16 protein-coding genes are annotated in these 16981 nt (G+C 73.1%); 15 read left to right on the forward strand and 1 reads right to left on the reverse strand.

Going from position 1 to position 16981, the window contains the following annotated elements; all coding sequences use genetic code 11:
* Nucleotides 1-88 precede the first annotated feature (88 nt).
* The 9 genes from ACLQ14_RS12170 (at nt 89) to ACLQ14_RS12210 (ending at nt 9334) form a co-directional block, all read left to right on the forward strand.
* Nucleotides 89-1114, forward strand: a complete 1026-nt coding sequence (locus ACLQ14_RS12170; RefSeq protein WP_425813310.1) for a VOC family protein — start codon at nt 89-91, stop codon at nt 1112-1114.
* Between the two features lie 5 nt (nt 1115-1119).
* The gene (locus ACLQ14_RS12175) at nt 1120-2292 is read left to right on the forward strand and encodes an alpha/beta hydrolase family protein (RefSeq protein ID WP_425813312.1); all 1173 of its coding nucleotides are present in this window, start codon (nt 1120-1122) and stop codon (nt 2290-2292) included.
* Entirely contained in the window at nt 2289-3275 is a 987-nt protein-coding gene (locus tag ACLQ14_RS12180) for a cyclase family protein (protein ID WP_425813314.1), read from the forward strand. Before ACLQ14_RS12175 ends, ACLQ14_RS12180 begins: the two co-directional genes overlap by 4 nt.
* A gap of 46 nt (nt 3276-3321) precedes the next feature.
* Complete coding sequence (locus tag ACLQ14_RS12185) at nt 3322-4461, forward strand: FAD-dependent monooxygenase (RefSeq protein WP_425813316.1); 1140 nt, start codon at nt 3322-3324, stop codon at nt 4459-4461.
* Nucleotides 4458-5474, forward strand: coding sequence for a fumarylacetoacetate hydrolase family protein (locus ACLQ14_RS12190; protein WP_425813317.1), 1017 nt, complete (start codon nt 4458-4460; stop codon nt 5472-5474). Before ACLQ14_RS12185 ends, ACLQ14_RS12190 begins: the two co-directional genes overlap by 4 nt.
* On the forward strand, nt 5471-6193 hold the full coding sequence (locus tag ACLQ14_RS12195) for a CoA transferase subunit A (protein WP_425813319.1): 723 nt from the start codon (nt 5471-5473) through the stop codon (nt 6191-6193). The genes ACLQ14_RS12190 and ACLQ14_RS12195 overlap by 4 nt, the downstream gene beginning before the upstream one ends.
* Before the next feature lie 11 nt (nt 6194-6204).
* Nucleotides 6205-6852, forward strand: a complete 648-nt coding sequence (locus ACLQ14_RS12200) for a 3-oxoacid CoA-transferase subunit B (protein WP_425813321.1) — start codon at nt 6205-6207, stop codon at nt 6850-6852.
* Nucleotides 6849-8045, forward strand: coding sequence for an acetyl-CoA C-acyltransferase (locus ACLQ14_RS12205; RefSeq protein WP_425813323.1), 1197 nt, complete (start codon nt 6849-6851; stop codon nt 8043-8045). The genes ACLQ14_RS12200 and ACLQ14_RS12205 overlap by 4 nt, the downstream gene beginning before the upstream one ends.
* A 71-nt stretch (nt 8046-8116) precedes the next feature.
* The gene (locus ACLQ14_RS12210; protein ID WP_425813325.1) at nt 8117-9334 is read left to right on the forward strand and encodes an MFS transporter; all 1218 of its coding nucleotides are present in this window, start codon (nt 8117-8119) and stop codon (nt 9332-9334) included.
* Nucleotides 9335-9355: 21 nt separating this feature from the next.
* Here ACLQ14_RS12210 and ACLQ14_RS12215 read toward each other — a convergent pair whose 3' ends face one another.
* Nucleotides 9356-10387: a LacI family DNA-binding transcriptional regulator gene (locus ACLQ14_RS12215; protein ID WP_425813327.1), complete on the reverse strand. Its 1032-nt coding sequence runs from the start codon at nt 10385-10387 to the stop codon at nt 9356-9358.
* Nucleotides 10388-10531: 144 nt separating this feature from the next.
* Between ACLQ14_RS12215 and ACLQ14_RS12220 the strand changes: the two genes are divergently transcribed.
* From ACLQ14_RS12220 to rhaI, 6 genes are all read left to right on the forward strand, one after another.
* Entirely contained in the window at nt 10532-12052 is a 1521-nt protein-coding gene (locus ACLQ14_RS12220) for a sugar ABC transporter ATP-binding protein (RefSeq protein ID WP_425813329.1), read from the forward strand.
* Nucleotides 12049-13134, forward strand: coding sequence for an ABC transporter permease (locus ACLQ14_RS12225; protein WP_425813331.1), 1086 nt, complete (start codon nt 12049-12051; stop codon nt 13132-13134). The genes ACLQ14_RS12220 and ACLQ14_RS12225 overlap by 4 nt, the downstream gene beginning before the upstream one ends.
* Complete coding sequence (locus ACLQ14_RS12230) at nt 13131-14174, forward strand: ABC transporter permease (protein ID WP_425813333.1); 1044 nt, start codon at nt 13131-13133, stop codon at nt 14172-14174. Before ACLQ14_RS12225 ends, ACLQ14_RS12230 begins: the two co-directional genes overlap by 4 nt.
* A 19-nt stretch (nt 14175-14193) precedes the next feature.
* Nucleotides 14194-15243: a rhamnose ABC transporter substrate-binding protein gene (rhaS, locus tag ACLQ14_RS12235; RefSeq protein WP_425813335.1), complete on the forward strand. Its 1050-nt coding sequence runs from the start codon at nt 14194-14196 to the stop codon at nt 15241-15243.
* 18 nt (nt 15244-15261) lie between these two features.
* Nucleotides 15262-15651 (forward strand): L-rhamnose mutarotase, encoded by a 390-nt coding sequence (locus ACLQ14_RS12240; protein ID WP_425813337.1) that lies wholly within the window; start codon nt 15262-15264, stop codon nt 15649-15651.
* A 165-nt stretch (nt 15652-15816) separates the two neighbouring features.
* Nucleotides 15817-16980, forward strand: coding sequence for an L-rhamnose isomerase (gene rhaI / locus ACLQ14_RS12245; protein ID WP_425813339.1), 1164 nt, complete (start codon nt 15817-15819; stop codon nt 16978-16980).
* Nucleotide 16981 lies beyond the last annotated feature (1 nt).

The following is a 16981-nucleotide window of genomic DNA, read 5'->3' on the forward strand; positions in this document are numbered from 1 at the left end:
TGGTCGCCAGGCCGCGCGGCGTCGCGCACCCCTCGGGGTTTCCGGACGTCGTCGGACCGCATGTTGCCCGACCCGAGAGGAACGTTCGATGACGAACACCCTGGCCCACCTGGCCCACCTGGAGATCGCGACCCCCGACGTCGACGCGTCCGTCGCCTTCTTCGAGACGAACTTCGGCCTGCGCGCGATCAGCCGCGACGACGACGGCACCACCTACCTGCGGTGCTGGGGCGACTACTACCCGTACAGCCTCGTCGTCTCTCCCGGCGACGAGCCGGCCCTCGTGAACATGGCCTGGCGCACCGCCAGCGCGGAGGCGCTCGAGGAGGCGGCCGGCCGGGTACAGGCCAAGGGTGTCGAGGGCACGTGGCACGACAAGCGCCAGGGGCACGGCCGGTCGTTCCAGTTCACGGGCCCGTACGGCCACACGATGGAGCTCTACTGGGACGTGCCCCAGCACTCGGCGCCCGCCGAGCTCGCGTCGGTGTTCCCCGACCGGCCCGAGAAGCGCAGCTCGCACGCCGCCGCGCCGCGCTTCCTCGACCACGTCACCATCGCCGCGTCCGACGTCCGCGGCTTCGCCGCCTGGTACAGCGAGGTGCTCGGGTTCCGGGTCATGGCTTTCACCGAGCTCGACCACGCCGAGGTCACGGTGTTCAGCGTGCTCACCACGAACGAGAAGTCCCACGACCTCGGCGTCGTCCTCGACTCGTCGTCCCGGGGCGGGCGCGTCAACCACATCGCGTTCTGGACGGACTCGGTGCAGGAGCTCCTCGTCGCCGCGGACGTCCTCATGGAGAACGGCACGTCCATCGAGTACGGCCCGAGCATCCACGGGATCGGCGAGCAGTCGTTCCTGTACTTCCGGGAGCCCGGGGGCATGCGCGTCGAGCTCAACACCCACGGCTACCGCAACTACGTGCCGGACTGGCAGGCGAACACGTGGAAGCCGTCGCAGGGCTCGAACAGCATCTACCGGAACTCGGCGATGCCGATGTCCATGACCGAGTCGTTCCCGCCGGACGAGGGCAGACCGTCAGCGACCGAGGACGGCGTGGTCCCGGGCACCGAGGACGCGCTCCTCAACCCGTACGCGCAGCAGGGTCAGGGCTGAGCGGCATGTTCCAGTACTTCCCCGGGAACTACGTCTGGAACCTGTCGGTCAACCTCGCGCTCGAGATGGGCGCGCGCATCGGCGAGGTCGACGCGATCTGCCGCCCCCTGCTCGACGCCGCGACGCGCGGCGAGGACGCCGGCACCGGCGAGCTCATGGCGTCGTGGGAGCGGCAGGGCGACGTCCTCGTCGAGCTCGCGGGCGAGGACGAGGCGGCCGGCCGGCTCCTGTCCGCGGGCGAGAAGCTCGGCCGGGCCGCCACCTACTTCCTCACCGGCGAGCGCATGCAGGCCGCCGGGGACGACCACCGGGCCGCGCTGTACGCGAAGTTCCTCGACACGTTCGCGCGGGGCACCGCCCTGGCGCGGGAGAACGCGGAGCGCGTCGAGATCCCGTACGAGGGGACGCACCTGTCGGGCATCCTGACCCGCGCGCTCGACCCGGACGGCACGGTTCACGACGGGCCGTCGCCGATCCTGGTCCAGGTCAACGGCCTGGACAGCACCAAGGAGATGCTCTACCGGACGGGCCCCGGCGCGAAGCTGGCCGCCCGGGGTGTGTCGACGCTGTCGCTCGACCAGCCGGGGACCGGGGAGGCGCTGCGCCTGCACGGCCTGCACGCCGTCCCGGAGTCGGAGCGGTGGGCGTCCGTCGTGCTCGACCACCTGGCCGCCCGGCCCGACGTCGACGCCGCACGCATCGGCATCCTGGGCGTGTCCCTCGGGGGCTACTTCGCCCCGCGGGCCGTCGCGTTCGAGCCGCGGTTCGCGCTGGGCGTCGCCTGGGGTGCGAACCACGACTGGCGGGCCGTGCAGCACGCCCGACGACGGCGCGAGGGCGAGCGCCCGGTCCCGCACTACTGGGAGCACGTGCAGTGGGTGTGGGGGGCGGACGACCTGGACGCGTTCTTCGAGATCGCGGACCGCGTCCACCTCGACGGCATCCTCGACCGCATCACCGTGCCTTTCCTGGTTACGCACGGCGAGGACGACCGGCAGATCCCGCTGGAGTACGCGCACCGCACGTACGACCAGCTCACGTCGTCCCCGGACCGCGAGCTCGTCGTCTTCACGAAGCGCACGGGCGGCACAGCCCACTCGAGCGTCGACAACGGCGCGGTCGCGACGGACGTCATCGCCGACTGGGTCGCCGAGCGGCTGGGGGGGCGGACCCGATGAGCGCGCTCGACAGGACCGACCCCGCGGGCGCCGTCGCCGCCGCGGCCGCCCGCTGCTCCAACTGGGGCCGCTGGGGCGACGACGACGTCAAGGGCACGCTCAACCTCGTCACGGACGACCACCGCCGGCGCGCGGCGGGGCTGGTCCGGCGCGGGGCGGCGTTCTCGCTGGCACAGCCGTTCGACATGGACGGCCCGCAGCAGGGCTGGCGACGGCGCACGAACCCGGTCCACACGATGCTCGACACGGGCGTCGACGCAGAGTTCGCCGACCAGGGTCTGCCGCACGGCATCGGCGGCGCCGACGACGTCGTGGCGATGCCGCTGCAGTGCTCGACCCAGTGGGACGGGCTCGGCCACATCTTCGACCACGGCCGGGCGTGGAACGGCCGCCGGGCGAGCGCCGTCGTGACCTCGGACGGCGACGGCGTCACCGGGATGGAGACGGTCGCCGGCGACTTCACGGGCCGCGGCGTGCTGCTCGACGTCGGCCGCCACCTCGGCACCGACCCGGCCGGCACCGGCGGGGAGCTGCCCGACGGGTTCGCGATCACCGCGGAGCACCTCGACGCGACCGTCGCCGCGCAGGGCCCGACCTCCGCCGTCGGGCCGGGCGACTTCCTGGTGGTCCGGACCGGGCAGTACGGCCGGACCCGCCGCGACGGGTGGGGCAGCTACGCCGGCGGGCCGGCACCCGGGCTCTCCTTCACGACCGTGGACTGGCTCCGGGAGCACGACGTCGCCGCCGTCGCCACCGACACCTGGGGCTTCGAGGTCAGACCGAACGAGTTCGACGACGCCTTCCAGCCGCTCCACCAGGTGGTGATCCCGCACCTCGGCCTGTTCCTCGGCGAGATGTGGGCGCTCGAGGAGCTGGGCGCCGACTGCGCCGCCGACGGCACCTACGAGTTCCTCCTCACCGCGCCGCCGCTGCCCATCACCGGCGCGGTCGGCTCGCCCATCAACCCCATCGCCCTGAAGTAGCAGCACCCCAGTCCGACCGCTCGACACCACTGGAAGCGAGGCAACGATGCCTGCAGTTCGTTCCGCCCTCATCGTGGGCGGGGGCGCCGCCGGGAGCGCCACCGCGATCCTCCTGGCCGAGGCCGGGATCGCCGTCCACCTCGTCGAGGCGCGGCCCGACGTCCCCGACGTCGGCTCCGGCATCACCCTCCAGGGCAACGCCCTGCGCGTCCTGCGCGCGCTCGGCGTGTGGGACGACGTCCTCGCGTCCGGCTACCCGTTCGACTCGGTCGGTATCCGGCTGCCCGACCCGGCGGGCACGCTCGTGGCCGAGATCCCGGACGTGCGGACGGGCGGCCCCGACCTCCCGGCCACCCTCGGGATGCCGCGCCCCGTGCTCGCCCGCCTCCTGCTCGAGCGCGCGGCGGAGGTCGGCGCCAAGCTCCGCTTCGGCACCTTCCCCGTCGACGTCGACCAGGACGATGCCGGCGTCGACGTCACGTTCTCCGACGGGTCGAGCGGGCGCTACGACCTCGTCGTGGGCGCGGACGGCATCCACTCGTGGACCCGGCGACGGCTCGGCATCGAGGTCGAGCCGGAGAGCGCGGGCATGGGGATCTGGCGGGTGCACGTGCCGCGGCCCGCGCAGGTCACGCGCACCGACCTCACCTACGGCGGGAGCTGCCACATCGCGGGCTACTGCCCGACCGGAGAGGACAGCATGTACGCCTACCTCGTCGAGGACGTCCAGGACCGGTCAGGCCTGACGCAGGCGGAGCAGGTCGACGTGTTCCGACAGCTGGCCGCCGGCTACCACGGACCCTGGGACGAGGTCCGCGACAGCCTGACCCCCGAGACGTTCATCAACTACGCGCGCTTCGAGTCGCACGTCGTGCCGGGCCCGTGGCACCGCGGCCGGATCGTGCTCGTGGGCGACGCGGCGCACTCGTGCCCGCCCACGATCGCGCAGGGCGCCGCGCAGGGGTTCGAGGACGCGGCCGTCCTGGCGGAGCTCGTCGTCGGGGCCGACGCGTTCGACGACGCGCTCCTCGCCGGGTACGCGGAGCGACGCCTGCCCCGTGCGTCCGTGGTGGTCGAGGCGTCGGTCCAGCTGGCCCGGTGGACCCTCGAGCGCACGCCCCCCTCCGAGGCGGACGTCCCCGGGCTGATGCGCCGGGTCTCGACGCTGGTGACGGAGGCGGCATGAGGTTCGCGCGCTTCCGCCACGAGGGCGCCGCGGCGACGGCCGTCGTGGTCGGCGACGGCGAGGACGCCCGCCTGCACGCGCTGCGGCCCGGCACGACGCTCGTCGACCTGGCCGCCGCGGGGCTCGACGCCGCCCGCGACGCCGCAGCCTGGGCGACCACCACCTCGGAGCCGGTCCCGCTCGGCCGTGTCCGCCTCCTCGCGCCCCTCGTCCCCCCGTCCGTCCGCGACTTCGTCGCGTTCGAGGAGCACGTCGAGGGCGTCGCCCGCAGCGTCTCGGGGGAGTCGGTCGTCGCGCCCCAGTGGTACGAGGCCCCCACCTTCTACTTCTCCAACCCGCACTCGCTCGTCGGAGCCCACGACGACGTCGCCGCGCCCGCGGGCTCCGAGCTCCTCGACTTCGAGCTCGAGGTCGCCGCGGTGGTGGGCGCGCCGGGCCGCGACGTCGACCCGAGGCATGCGGGCGCGCACGTCTTCGGCTACACGGTCTTCAACGACTGGTCCGCCCGGGACGTCCAGGGCCGCGAGATGAAGGTCGGCCTCGGGCCGGCGAAGGGCAAGGACTTCGCCACCACGCTCGGCCCCTGGGTCGTGACGGCCGACGAGCTCGAGCCGTTCCGGGACGCGGACGGGTTCCTGGCGCTCGAGCTCGAGGCGTTCGTCGACGGCCGGCGGGTGGGGCACGACCTGCTCTCGAACGCGTCGTGGACGTTCGAGGAGATGCTCGCGTACGCGTCCCGGGACTCGTGGGTCCGGCCCGGGGACCTCCTGGGCTCGGGCACCTGCGGCAACGGCGGCTGCCTCGCCGAGCTCTGGGGGCGCAGCGGCGAGGAGACCCCGCCGCCCCTGCGGCCGGGGCAGACGGTCCGCCTCGAGGTCGAGGGGATCGGCGCCGTCGAGAACCGGGTCGTCGCCCGCCCGCCGGGCGCCGACGGACTCGTGCCCCGCGCCCGCGACCGGCGCACCGGCCGCCTCGCCCCGCAGGCGGGTCGGCCGGAGGAGGTGGCCTCGTGACCCGCACGGCGCCGTCGGCCGCGGACGCGCTCGCGGGCCACCTGCGGGACGGCATGACGATCGCCGTCGGCGGGTTCGGGCTGTGCGGCGTGCCGTACGCCCTGATCGACGCGGTCCGCGACAGCGGGGTCCGAGACCTCACGGTCGTGTCGAACAACATGGGGGTCGACGGCGCCGGCCTCGGCGTCCTGCTCGAGAACGATCAGGTCGCGCGCGTCCTCGCGTCGTACGTCGGCGAGAACAAGCGCTTCGCGTCGCTGTACCTCGACGGCACGCTCGACGTCGAGCTCGTCCCCCAGGGCACGCTCGCCGAGCGGCTGCGTGCCGGCGGCGCGGGCATCCCGGCGTTCTACACGCCCACGGGCGTCGGGACGCCCGTGGCGGACGGCAAGCCGACGACGGAGATCGACGGTCGGACCTACCTGCTCGAGCGGGCGATCCGGGCCGACCTCGCGCTCGTCCACGCGCACACAGGGGATGCGGCCGGGAACCTGCGGTACCGGTTGACCGCCCGCAACTTCAACCCGGTCGTCGCGACGGCCGCGCCGGTCACGGTCGCGGAGGTCGAGCACCTGCTCGACCCGCGCGCGGACGGCTATCTCGACCCCGACGACGTCGTCACGCCCGGGGTCTTCGTGACCGCGCTCGTCGTCACGGACCGCGACCGTCCCATCGAGAAGCGGACCGTGCGCGCACGGGCCGTCGCCGTCGACGCCTGAGAGGACCACCCATGCCCTGGACCCGTGACGAGATGGCCGCGGTCGCCGCCCGCGAGCTGCACGACGGCGACCACGTGAACCTCGGGATCGGCATCCCGACCCTCGTGGCGAACCACCTGCCGGACGGCGTGCGCGTGACCCTGCAGAGCGAGAACGGCCTGCTGGGGATCGGCCCGTACCCGCTCGACGGCGACGAGGACGCCGACCTCGTCAACGCCGGCAAGCAGACCGTGACGGCGCTCCCCGGCGCGAGCTGCTTCGACTCGGCGCTCTCGTTCGCGATGATCCGAGGCGGCCACATCGCGGTCGCGATCCTCGGGGCGCTCGAGGTCTCGGCCGGCGGCGACCTCGCCAACTGGCAGGTGCCCGGGAAGATGGTCAAGGGCATGGGCGGCGCGATGGACCTCGTCGCGGGGACGCCGCGCGTCGTCGTCGTGATGGAGCACAGCACCCCCGACGGGGGGCCCAAGCTCGTGGAGCGGTGCACCCTCCCGCTCACCGGGGTCTCCGTCGTCGACCGCGTCATCACGGACCTCGCGGTGCTCGACGTCGGGCCGCAGGGCCTCGTGCTGCGCGAGCTCGCCCCCGGGGTGAGCGTCGACGACGTGCGCGCCCGCACGGGCGCCGCCGTCGCGCTCGGCCAGGAGGTGCGCGCGTGACGGCGCCCGGGCACGACGACGTCGTCGTCGTGGGCGCGGCCCGCACGCCGCAGGGGCGGCTCCGCGGGCGGCTCGCGTCCGTGCCGGCGGCGGAGCTCGGTGCTTCGGCGGTCCGCGGCGCTCTCGCGGGGGCGGGCCAGGGCGCCGTCGACGACGTGGACCTCGTCGTGCTGGGCCAGGTGCTGCAGGCGGGGACCGGTCAGAACCCCGCGCGGCAGGCGGCCGTTGCCGCCGGGATCGGGTGGGGCACCCCCGCCGCCACCGTCAACACCGTGTGCCTGTCCGGCCTGACGGCGGTGCTGGCGGCGGCCCGCTCGATCCGGCTCGGCGAGGCGAGGGTCGTCGTCGCGGGCGGGACGGAGTCGATGTCCCGCGCCCCTCACCTGCTGCCCGGCTCTCGGGCCGGGTTCGCCTACGGCGACGTCGCGCTCGTCGACCATGCCGCGCACGACGGGCTCACCGACGCGTTCGACGACGTCCCGATGGGCGAGCTCACCGAGCGGACCACGCGCGACGAGGGCGTGTCGCGCGAGCTCCAGGACGCGGTGGCTGTCGCCTCGCACGTGCGGGCAGCGCGGGCGCAGTCCGACGGCACGCTCGACGCCGAGATCGTCTCCGTGACGGTGGCGCAGCGGGGCGGCGACGTCGTCGTCACCGAGGACGAGGGCGTCAGGCCCGACGCGAGACCCGACGCCCTCGCGCGCCTGCGGCCTGCGTTCCACCCTGACGGGACCGTCACCGCGGGCAACGCGTCGCCCCTGTCCGACGGCGCGGCCGCCGTCGTCCTCAGCACGCGCGCGCACGCCGCGGCGCGGGGCTGGCGCGTGCTCGCGACGCTGCGGGCCCACGCCGAGGTCGCCGGCCCCGACAACGCGCTGCATCTCCGGCCCGCCGACGCCCTCGCGGCCGCCCTCGCGCGACAGGGCTGGACCGCTCGCGACCTGACGTCGATCGAGATCAACGAGGCGTTCGCCGTCGTGGTCGCCGCGTCCGCCGCGGCCCTCGGGCTCGACCCGCTCGACCCGCGCATCAACGCCGACGGCGGCGGCATCGCGCTCGGGCACCCGCTCGGCGCGTCCGGCGCCCGCCTGGTCGTCCACGCCGCCCACACGCTCGCGCGCCGCGGCGGGCGAGCCGCCGTGACGCTCTGCGGCGGAGGCGGCCAGGGCGCCGCGCTCCTGCTCGAGCCCTGAGCCGCGCACCCGCGCACCCGACCCGCCTCACCGACGAGGCGCCAGCACCGCCACGGATCAAAGGAGATCGCATGACGAACGTCGCCCCCGCACGACCTCGGACCGCCCGCCGGGCCGGCGCCGCCCAGGCGCTCCCGCTGCTCGCCGCGAGCACCATGCCGGTGCTCGGATCGGTCCTGATCACGCCCGTGCTGCCCCAGATCTCGGACCACTTCGAGGGGACGCCCGGCGCGTCCGTGCTCGTGCCGATGATCATCGCCGTGCCGGCGCTCATGATCGCCCTGTTCGCGCCCTTCGCCGGGCAGGTCGCCGACCGGTTCGCCCGCAAGAGCCTGCTGCTCCTCGCGCTCTGCGTGTACGGCGTCGTCGGCGTCGCGCCCGCCTTCCTCGACGACCTGACGGCGATCCTCGTCAGCCGCGCCCTGGTCGGCGTGTGCGAGGCCGCGATCATGACCGTCGCGACCGCGCTGCTCGTCGACTACTTCCCGGACGAGCAGCGCCGGAACCGGTACCTCGGCCTCCAGGCCGTCACGACGACCATCGCGGCCACGGCCTTCATCGCGGTCGGCGGCGCGCTCGGTCGTGACGACTGGCACACGCCGTTCTGGGTCTACGCGGTCGGGCTCCTGATCGCGCTCCCCGTGCTCGTCTCCCCGTGGGAGCCCGACTCGGAGCCCGGGCTCTCGCCCCGGACGACGGGCGGGACGCCACTCCCGCGGGTGGGGTGGCGACGGCTGGCTCTTCCGCTGCTCGTGACGCTGTTCGGCGGCACGACGTTCTACGTGCTCATCGTGGAGATCAGCTACGTCGTGGTCGACACCGGCGTCGACTCGAAGGACACCGCCACCATCGGCGCCGTCGCGGCCGTCGCCTCGCTCGCCACCGCGGTGGGCGGACTCACGTTCCGCCGCGTGGCCCGCCACACCCCGGAGCGGCTGCTCCCGGTCGCGTTCGGCCTGCAGGCCGTGGGGATGCTCGTCGTGTGGCTCGCGCCGGGCCTGTCGGTCGTCGTCGTCGGTGCCGTGATCGCGTCCGCCGGCTCGGGCCTCCTGCTGCCGACGATGGTCGTGTGGGTCGTGGCGAGCCGGCCGTTCGCGGAGCGCGGGCGCGTGTCCGGGCTGTGGAACGCGGCCTTCTTCGGCGGTCAGTTCCTCGCCCCGCTCGTCGCGGCCGGACTCGCGTCCGCGGTCGGCGGGCTGGCGGGAGCCGTGGGCCTCATCGGCGCCGCCGCCCTCGTGGTCGCGCTGCTGCTCGGGCGGCGGGCGAGAGGAACCGTCGGCGTCCGCTGACGTCGGCGCGCGCGTCGGCGGTCAGCCGATCGTCGACGCGCGCGCGACGAGGGCCGGCGTGAACACGACCTGCTCGTGCCGGTGCTCGGGGGAGGACTCGTCGAGCACGAGCCGCGCGGCCGCCCGGCCGAGCTCCTCGCGCGGCTGGCGCACGGACGTGAGCGGCACGGCGGCAGCTCCCGCGAAGACGATGTCGTCGTAGCCGACGATCGCGAGGTCGTCGGGCACCTTCCAACCGCGGCCGATCGCCTGCTGGAGCAGGCCGAGCGCGATGAGGTCGTTGGCGCAGAAGACCGCGGTGGGTCGCCGCTTGCGGGGCACCCCGGCGAGCTGCTCGCCGACGGCGCGCCCCTCCGCGATGGTGAGCGCCGCGCAGGGGATCAGGGTGAGGTCCTCGGGGGGCAGACCGGCGTCGTGCCAGGCGGCGACGGCGCCGGCGTGGCGGTCCCGGACCTGGCCGATCGTCGTCGGGCCCCCGGCGAACGCGACGCGCGTGTGCCCGAGGTCGACGAGGTGCTCGACGGCGAGCCGCCCGCCGAGCACGTCGTCGACGGACACCGAGCACAGGTCGTCGCCGGCGCGAGCACGGTCGATCAGGACGAGCGGGGTCCCACGGCCGACGACCTCGTCGAGAGCGGGGGAGTCGGGGTCGACGGGGGTGACGAGCACGCCCTGCGCCTGGTGCTGCTGGAGGTGGTGGAGGTGTGCGGCCTCGCGCGCGGGGCGGTTGTCGCTGGTGCAGAGGAACAGCGAGAGGTCGGCGTCCTCGGCGACCTGCTCGATCCCCTGGGCGACGTCGGTGAAGAAGGGGTTGCCGGCGTCGAGCATGACGTAGGCGAGCGTGCTGCTGTGGCCGGCGCGCAGGGTGCGCGCGGACTCGTTGCGGACGAAGCCGAGCTGCGCCATGGCGCGCTCGACGCGTTCGCGCGTGGAGGCGCTCACGCGGTCGGGGCGGTTGAGGACGTTCGAGACCGTGCCGAGCGAGACGCCGGCGGCTGCGGCGACGTCCTTGACGGACGCGCGCCGCCCGGTGGCGGTCGGGGTTTCGGCCACGACGAGGTCCCTTCGTTACCAAACTGAAACGCTCAAACGGCAGCGTAGTGCAGAAAGCGCCGGGCGAGAGCCTTGACACCGCGATACCGGCTTCGTAGATTGCATCTCGTCTGAAACCTTTCAACGAAGAAGGGAGGCGAGGCCATGGCCCAGGAACCGGACGCTCCGATTCTCGAGCTCCGCGACGTGAGCAAGTCGTTCGGCGCGGTCGCGGCACTGCGCTCGGGCACGCTCGCCGTCTCGCGCGGGTCGATCCACGCCCTCGTCGGCGAGAACGGCGCCGGCAAGTCCACGCTCGTCAAGATCGCGGCCGGCGTCTACCGGCGCGACGGCGGCACCTTCCGCCTGGACGGCGCCGACGTGGACTTCGGGTCCACCGCGGAGTCCAAGGCCGCGGGCGTCGCCGTCATCTACCAGGAGCCCACGCTGTTCCCGGACCTGTCGGTCACGGAGAACATCTTCATGGGGCGCCAGCTGCTCAAGCGCGGACGGCGCATCGACAGGCCCGCCATGTACGCGGAGGCGGAGCGCCTGTTCCGGGGCCTGGGCGTGCGGATCGACCCGCGGCGCCCCGCGCTCGGTCTGTCCATCGCCGACCAGCAGATCATCGAGATCGCCAAGGCGATCTCGCTCGACGCGAAGGTGCTCGTCATGGACGAGCCGACCGCGGCGCTGTCCGGCGTCGAGGTCGAGCGGCTGTTCGCGGTCGCCCGCCGGCTGCGCGACGAGGGCCGCGCGCTCGTCTTCATCTCGCACCGCTTCGACGAGGTCTTCTCGCTGTGCGACACGATCACCGTGATGCGCGACGGCGCCTACATCGCTACGCGACCCACGGGCGAGACCGACGTCGCGGAGGTGGTCGGACTCATGGTCGGCCGCGAGGTGTCCGACCTGTTCCCCAAGCAGGAGACCGAGGTCGGCGAGGTCGTCCTCGAGGTCGAGGGCCTCAGCTCGACGGGCGTCTTCCGCGACGTCTCGTTCACGGTCTGCCGCGGCGAGATCGTCGGGCTCGCCGGCCTGGTCGGCGCGGGCCGCAGCGAGATCGCGCGCGCCGTGTTCGGCGTCGACCGGTACGACGCCGGCTCGGTCACCATGGGAGGCAAGCCGGTGCCGGCGTCCGACCCCCGCGCGGCGATCCGGGCGGGCATGGCGTTCGTCCCCGAGGACCGCCGTCACCAGGGGCTCGTGACCGAGGGCTCGGTCGCCGAGAACGTGGCGGCCGTGATCCGGACCCACCTGACCCGCGGCGGGCTGCTCACGCGCGGCCGCGAGAACCGCGCCGTCGTGCCGTGGGCGTCCCGGCTCGAGGTCAAGACGGCGGCGCTCGACCTCCCCGCCAGCACCATGAGCGGCGGCAACCAGCAGAAGGTCGTGCTCGCGAAGTGGCTCGCCACCGAGCCCGACCTCCTCGTCATCGACGAGCCGACCCGCGGGATCGACGTCGGCACCAAGGCCGAGGTGCACCGCCTCCTGTCCGAGCTCGCGGGGCAGGGCATGGCGATCCTCATGATCTCGTCCGAGCTGCCCGAGGTCCTCGGGATGGCCGACCGGGTGCTCGTCGTCTGCGAGGGCCGGCTGACCGCCGAGCTCTCCCGCGCGGAGGCGACCCCCGAGCGTGTGATGCGCGCCGCGACCCGCAGCCAGGACGACGAGGCCGCCGCATGACGCCCCAGACGCAGACCCGGCCCGAGGCCGGCGCCGAGCCCCACGACGAGGCCACCACGCTGCTCGTCGAGCCGAGCTCGCTGCCGCGCCGCGAGCGCCTGGTCCAGACGGTGCTGCGCTCGCGCGAGGTGTCGATCCTCGCGGTGCTCGTCCTCGTGATCCTCGCGGCGACCGTCAAGAACCCCGGCTTCGTGTTCAGCGCGAGCGGCTGGCGCGACCTCCTGCTGACGCCGTCCATGCTGCTGGTCCTCGCGGCCGGCCAGACCGTGGTCATCATCACGCGGAACGTCGACCTGTCCGTCGGGTCGATCCTCGGGCTCACGGCCTACATGACGGGGCGGCTGTTCATCGACCACCCCGGGCTGCCGGTGATCGCGGTGTTCGTCGCGGGGCTCGTCGTGGGCGCCGTGCTCGGGCTCGTCAACGGGCTGATCGTCGGGTGGGGCAGGGTGCCGGCGCTCGTCATCACGCTGGGGACCCTGTACATCTACCGCGGGATCGTCCTCACCTGGGCCGGCAGCAGCCAGATCAACGCGTCGGACATGCCGGCCGGGTTCCTCAAGCTCGGGACGCAGCAGCTCCTCAGCATCCCGGTCCTGTTCGTCCTTGCTGCCGTCGTCGTCGTCGCGGTGGGGTACTTCCTCCAGACCGCGCGGAGCGGCCGCGAGCTCTACGCGGTGGGGTCGGACCCCGACGCCGCGGTGCTCTACGGGCTCCCCGTGCGGCGCCGCGTGATCGGCGCGTTCGTCCTCAGCGGCGCGCTCGCCGGGCTCGCAGGTGTCATCTACGCGGCCCGCTACGGGACCGTCAGCTCGGACGCCGGCACCGGCATCGAGCTGCAGGCCGTCGCGGCGGCGGTGATCGGCGGGGTCGCGATCTTCGGGGGCAGCGGGACGGTCTGGGGCGCGGCGGTCGGCGCGGTGCTGCTCGTCACGATCAACCGCGCGCTGCCCATGGTCGGCATCTCCGACTTCTGGCAGCAGGCCCTGGTCGGTGCGCTCATCATCGGCGCGATCGTCCTCGACCGCGTCCTCGCGAACCGACAGGCCCGCACACTCATCGAAGCGAGGGACGAGCAGTGAGCACGACCACCTACCGCGCCTACGCCCACCCGCTCTGGCGGCGGCTGCTCCTCACGCGCGAGGCCGCCGTGATCGCCCTCGTGGTGATCGTGTCGATGTGGGCCTACAGCTACGTGCCGTACTTCGGCGACACGCTGACGCTGACCTACCTGCTGCTCGACACCACGACGATCCTCCTCATCGCGCTCCCCATGACCCTCGTCATCATCACGGGCGAGATCGACCTGTCCGTCGCGAGCGTCGTGGGGCTGTCGAGCGCGACGATGGGGCTGCTCCACGAGCACGGGACCGGCATGGCCCTCGCCTGCCTCGTCGCGCTCGCGGTCGGCGTGGTCTGCGGGGCGCTCAACGGGTTCCTCGTGGGCTACGTCGGGCTGCCGTCGCTCGCCGTGACCATCGGGACGCTCGCGCTCTACCGCGGGGTCGCCGTCGGGCTGCTCGGGACGACCGCCGTGACCGACTTCCCCAAGGACTGGACGAGCAAGGCGTCGCAGGTCATCGGGTCGAGCGGGATCCCGAGCGTCATGATCGTGTTCGCCGTGCTGGCGGTCGGCTTCGTCCTGCTGCTGCACTTCACGCCCTTCGGGCGCGGCGTCTACGACATCGGCCTCAGCAGCGAGGCGGCGACCTTCAGCGGCGTCTCCGCACGGCGGACCAAGCTCCTCCTGTTCGTGCTCACCGGCACCGTCTCGGCGCTCGCGGGCATCTACTTCACGCTGCGGTTCGGCAGCGCCCGCGGCGACAACGCGACGGGCCTCGAGCTCCAGGTCATCGCGGCCGTCCTGCTCGGCGGCGTGTCGATCTTCGGCGGGCGCGGGCGTCTGCCCGGCGTGATCGCGGGCGTCCTTCTCATCGGCGTCATCTCCAGCGCCCTCCGTCTCCAGGGGGTCACCGTCAACGTCATCAGCATCATCATCGGGCTGCTGCTCGTGGTCTCGGTGATCTCCACCCCCGTCCTGGCCCGGATCTCCGACGCCGCCGCCAGACGCTCCCGGGCCAGACGTGCGGCCGCGGGACCCCAGACCGTCGTCTCACAGTGAAGTGAAAGGACACCTTCCGATGCGCACCATCTCTCGACGCACCGCCGTCATCGGCGCCGCGGCGCTCACGGTCGCTCTCGCCGTCACCGGCTGCTCCAAGGCCTCCACGGGCGGCACGCCGTCCGGCTCGGGCACGGGCAGCGGCGGCGGCGGCTCGAACCTCAACGTCGTCTTCATCCCCAAGAACCTCGGGAACCCGTACTTCGACGCGTCCGACGCCGGCGGCAAGACCGCCGTCGGGGAGCTCGGAGGGAAGTACTCGCAGGTCGGCCCGCAGACCGCCAGCCCGGACGCGCAGGTGCAGTACATCAACACGGCCGCCCAGCAGCACGCGAGCGCGATCGTCATCTCCGCGAACGACCCGAAGGCCATCGGCGACGCGCTCACCCAGGCGAAGCAGAGCGGTACCAAGGTCGTGACGTTCGACTCCGACACCGACCCGCAGTACCGGGACGTGTTCGTCAACCAGGCGTCGCCCGAGGGCATCGCCAAGGCGCAGGTCGACGGCATCGCCAAGCAGATCGGCGACAAGGGCGAGATCGCGATCCTGTCGGCCGCCGCGAACGCGACCAACCAGAACGCCTGGATCGCGCTCATGAAGAAGGACCTCGCCGCGGACCACCCGAACATCAAGCTCGTCGACACCGTCTACGGCAACGACGACGACCAGACGTCGTTCGACAAGACGGCCGCCCTCCTGCAGACGCACCCGAACCTCAAGGGCATCATCAGCCCGACGACGGTCGGCATCGCGGCCGCGGCCCGGTACCTGTCGACCTCCGACAAGAAGGGCAAGGTCGCTCTGACCGGGCTCGGCACCCCGAACCAGATGAAGGAGTACGTCAAGGACGGGACGGTCAAGGAGTTCTACCTCTGGAACCCGACCGACCTCGGGTATCTCGCCGCCTACGCCGCCGCTGCGCTCGTCGACGGCACCATCACCGGCAAGGAGGGCGACAGCTTCAAGGCCGGGAAGCTCGGCGACTACAAGGTCGGGGCGAACGGCGAGGTGCTGCTCGGCGACCCGACCGCCTTCAACGCCTCCAACGTCGACCAGTTCAACTTCTGAGCGGGACGGGACGGACCGATGACGACCACGGCGGCCGAGCCCGCGGCGGGAGACGGTCGGCCGGAGCGCGTGTGCTTCGAGCTGCGCGTCCGTCCGGAGCTGCTCGACGCGTACGTGGCCCGGCACCGGTCCGTCCCGGCGGCGATGCTGCGCGAGATCGCCGCGTCCGGCCGGAGGAACTATTCGCTGTTCCTCCGGCCCGACGGGCTGCTCGTCGGCTACTTCGAGACCGACGACCTGGCCGCGTCGGAGGCGTACCTGGCGCGGTCGCCCGTCGCGACGGCCTGGGAGCGCGACTCGGCCCGCTTCTTCGAGGAGCTGGAGGGCCGTCCGGACCAGGGCTCGACCCGGCTGGGTCAGGTCTTCCAGCTCGAGGAGCAGCTGGGCCGCGCGGGGGCGGAGGGGTGACGACGGCGAGCCGGCCGCAGCCTCCCGGCGCCGGGACGGATTGTGAAACGGTGCAACGCGCAGTCGTCGGCCGGGAATCCGCAGGCCATCGGCTTGACACCGCGCAGCCGGCTCCCTAGATTCTCCCTCAGGAATGAAACCTTTCAATGACGAATGAAGGATGTCATGACTGATCTCTCCACGATCGCCGACGCCCTCACGGCGCAGGCCATCGAGCTCCCGTCCTGGGCGTTCGGCAACTCCGGGACCCGGTTCCGCGTCTTCGGGACGCCCGGCACGGCGCGCGACCCCTACGAGAAGGTGTCCGACGCCGCCCAGGTGCACCGGTTCACCGGCCTCGCGCCGACGGTCGCGCTGCACATCCCGTGGGACCTGGTCGACTCGTACGCCGACCTGGCGCGGCACGCGGAGGAGAGCGGCGTCCGGCTCGGCACGGTCAACTCGAACACGTTCCAGGACGACGACTACAAGTTCGGCTCGCTCACGCACTCCGACCCGCGGATCCGGCAGAAGGCGATCGACCACCACCTGCGCTGCATCGAGGTGATGGACGAGACCGGGAGTCGGGACCTGAAGATCTGGCTCGCGGACGGCACCAACTACCCGGGCCAGGACTCGATCCGCGCCCGCCAGGACCGCCTGGCCGAGTCCCTCGCGACGATCTACGCGCGGCTCGGCGAGCACCAGCGGCTCGTCCTCGAGTACAAGTTCTTCGAGCCGGCGTTCTACCACACGGACGTCCCGGACTGGGGGACGAGCTACGTGCAGACCGCCGCCCTCGGCGACCGGGCGAAGGTCTGCCTCGACACGGGCCACCACGCGCCGGGCACGAACATCGAGTTCATCGTCGCGCAGCTCCTGCGGCTCGGGAAGCTCGGCTCGTTCGACTTCAACTCACGCTTCTACGCCGACGACGACCTCATCGTGGGCGCGGCCGACCCGTTCCAGCTCTTCCGGATCCTGTTCGAGGTGATCGAGGGCGGCGGGTACGCCAACCCGGACGTGGCGTTCATGCTCGACCAGTGCCACAACCTCGAGGCGAAGGTCCCGGGGCAGATCCGCTCGGTCCTCAACGTCCAGGAGGCCACCGCCAAGGCGCTCCTCGTCGACCGCGAGGCGCTGGGCGCCGCCCAGGAGGCGCACGACGTGCTCGCCGCGAACGCCGTCCTCATGGACGCTTTCAGCACGGACGTGCGGCCCGCGCTGGCCGCGTGGCGCGAGGGCCGGGGCCTGCCCGCCGACCCCATGGCCGCGTACCTGGCGAGCGGCTACCAGGAGAAGATCGAGGCCGACCGCGTGGGTGGCACCGCGGCGAGCTGGGGGGCCTGAC

This window comes from Luteimicrobium sp. DT211 (assembly GCF_049844995.1).
Taxonomy (GTDB): domain Bacteria; phylum Actinomycetota; class Actinomycetes; order Actinomycetales; family Cellulomonadaceae; genus Luteimicrobium.

Coding starts and splice junctions, on each gene's coding strand:
- ACLQ14_RS12170 (WP_425813310.1), top strand. CDS start 89: ATGACGAACACCCTGGCCCACCTGGCCCACCTGGAGATCGCGACCCCC.
- ACLQ14_RS12175 (WP_425813312.1), top strand. CDS start 1,120: ATGTTCCAGTACTTCCCCGGGAACTACGTCTGGAACCTGTCGGTCAAC.
- ACLQ14_RS12180 (WP_425813314.1), top strand. CDS start 2,289: ATGAGCGCGCTCGACAGGACCGACCCCGCGGGCGCCGTCGCCGCCGCG.
- ACLQ14_RS12185 (WP_425813316.1), top strand. CDS start 3,322: ATGCCTGCAGTTCGTTCCGCCCTCATCGTGGGCGGGGGCGCCGCCGGG.
- ACLQ14_RS12190 (WP_425813317.1), top strand. CDS start 4,458: ATGAGGTTCGCGCGCTTCCGCCACGAGGGCGCCGCGGCGACGGCCGTC.
- ACLQ14_RS12200 (WP_425813321.1), top strand. CDS start 6,205: ATGCCCTGGACCCGTGACGAGATGGCCGCGGTCGCCGCCCGCGAGCTG.
- ACLQ14_RS12210 (WP_425813325.1), top strand. CDS start 8,117: ATGACGAACGTCGCCCCCGCACGACCTCGGACCGCCCGCCGGGCCGGC.
- ACLQ14_RS12220 (WP_425813329.1), top strand. CDS start 10,532: ATGGCCCAGGAACCGGACGCTCCGATTCTCGAGCTCCGCGACGTGAGC.
- ACLQ14_RS12225 (WP_425813331.1), top strand. CDS start 12,049: ATGACGCCCCAGACGCAGACCCGGCCCGAGGCCGGCGCCGAGCCCCAC.
- rhaS (WP_425813335.1), top strand. CDS start 14,194: ATGCGCACCATCTCTCGACGCACCGCCGTCATCGGCGCCGCGGCGCTC.
- ACLQ14_RS12240 (WP_425813337.1), top strand. CDS start 15,262: ATGACGACCACGGCGGCCGAGCCCGCGGCGGGAGACGGTCGGCCGGAG.
- rhaI (WP_425813339.1), top strand. CDS start 15,817: ATGACTGATCTCTCCACGATCGCCGACGCCCTCACGGCGCAGGCCATC.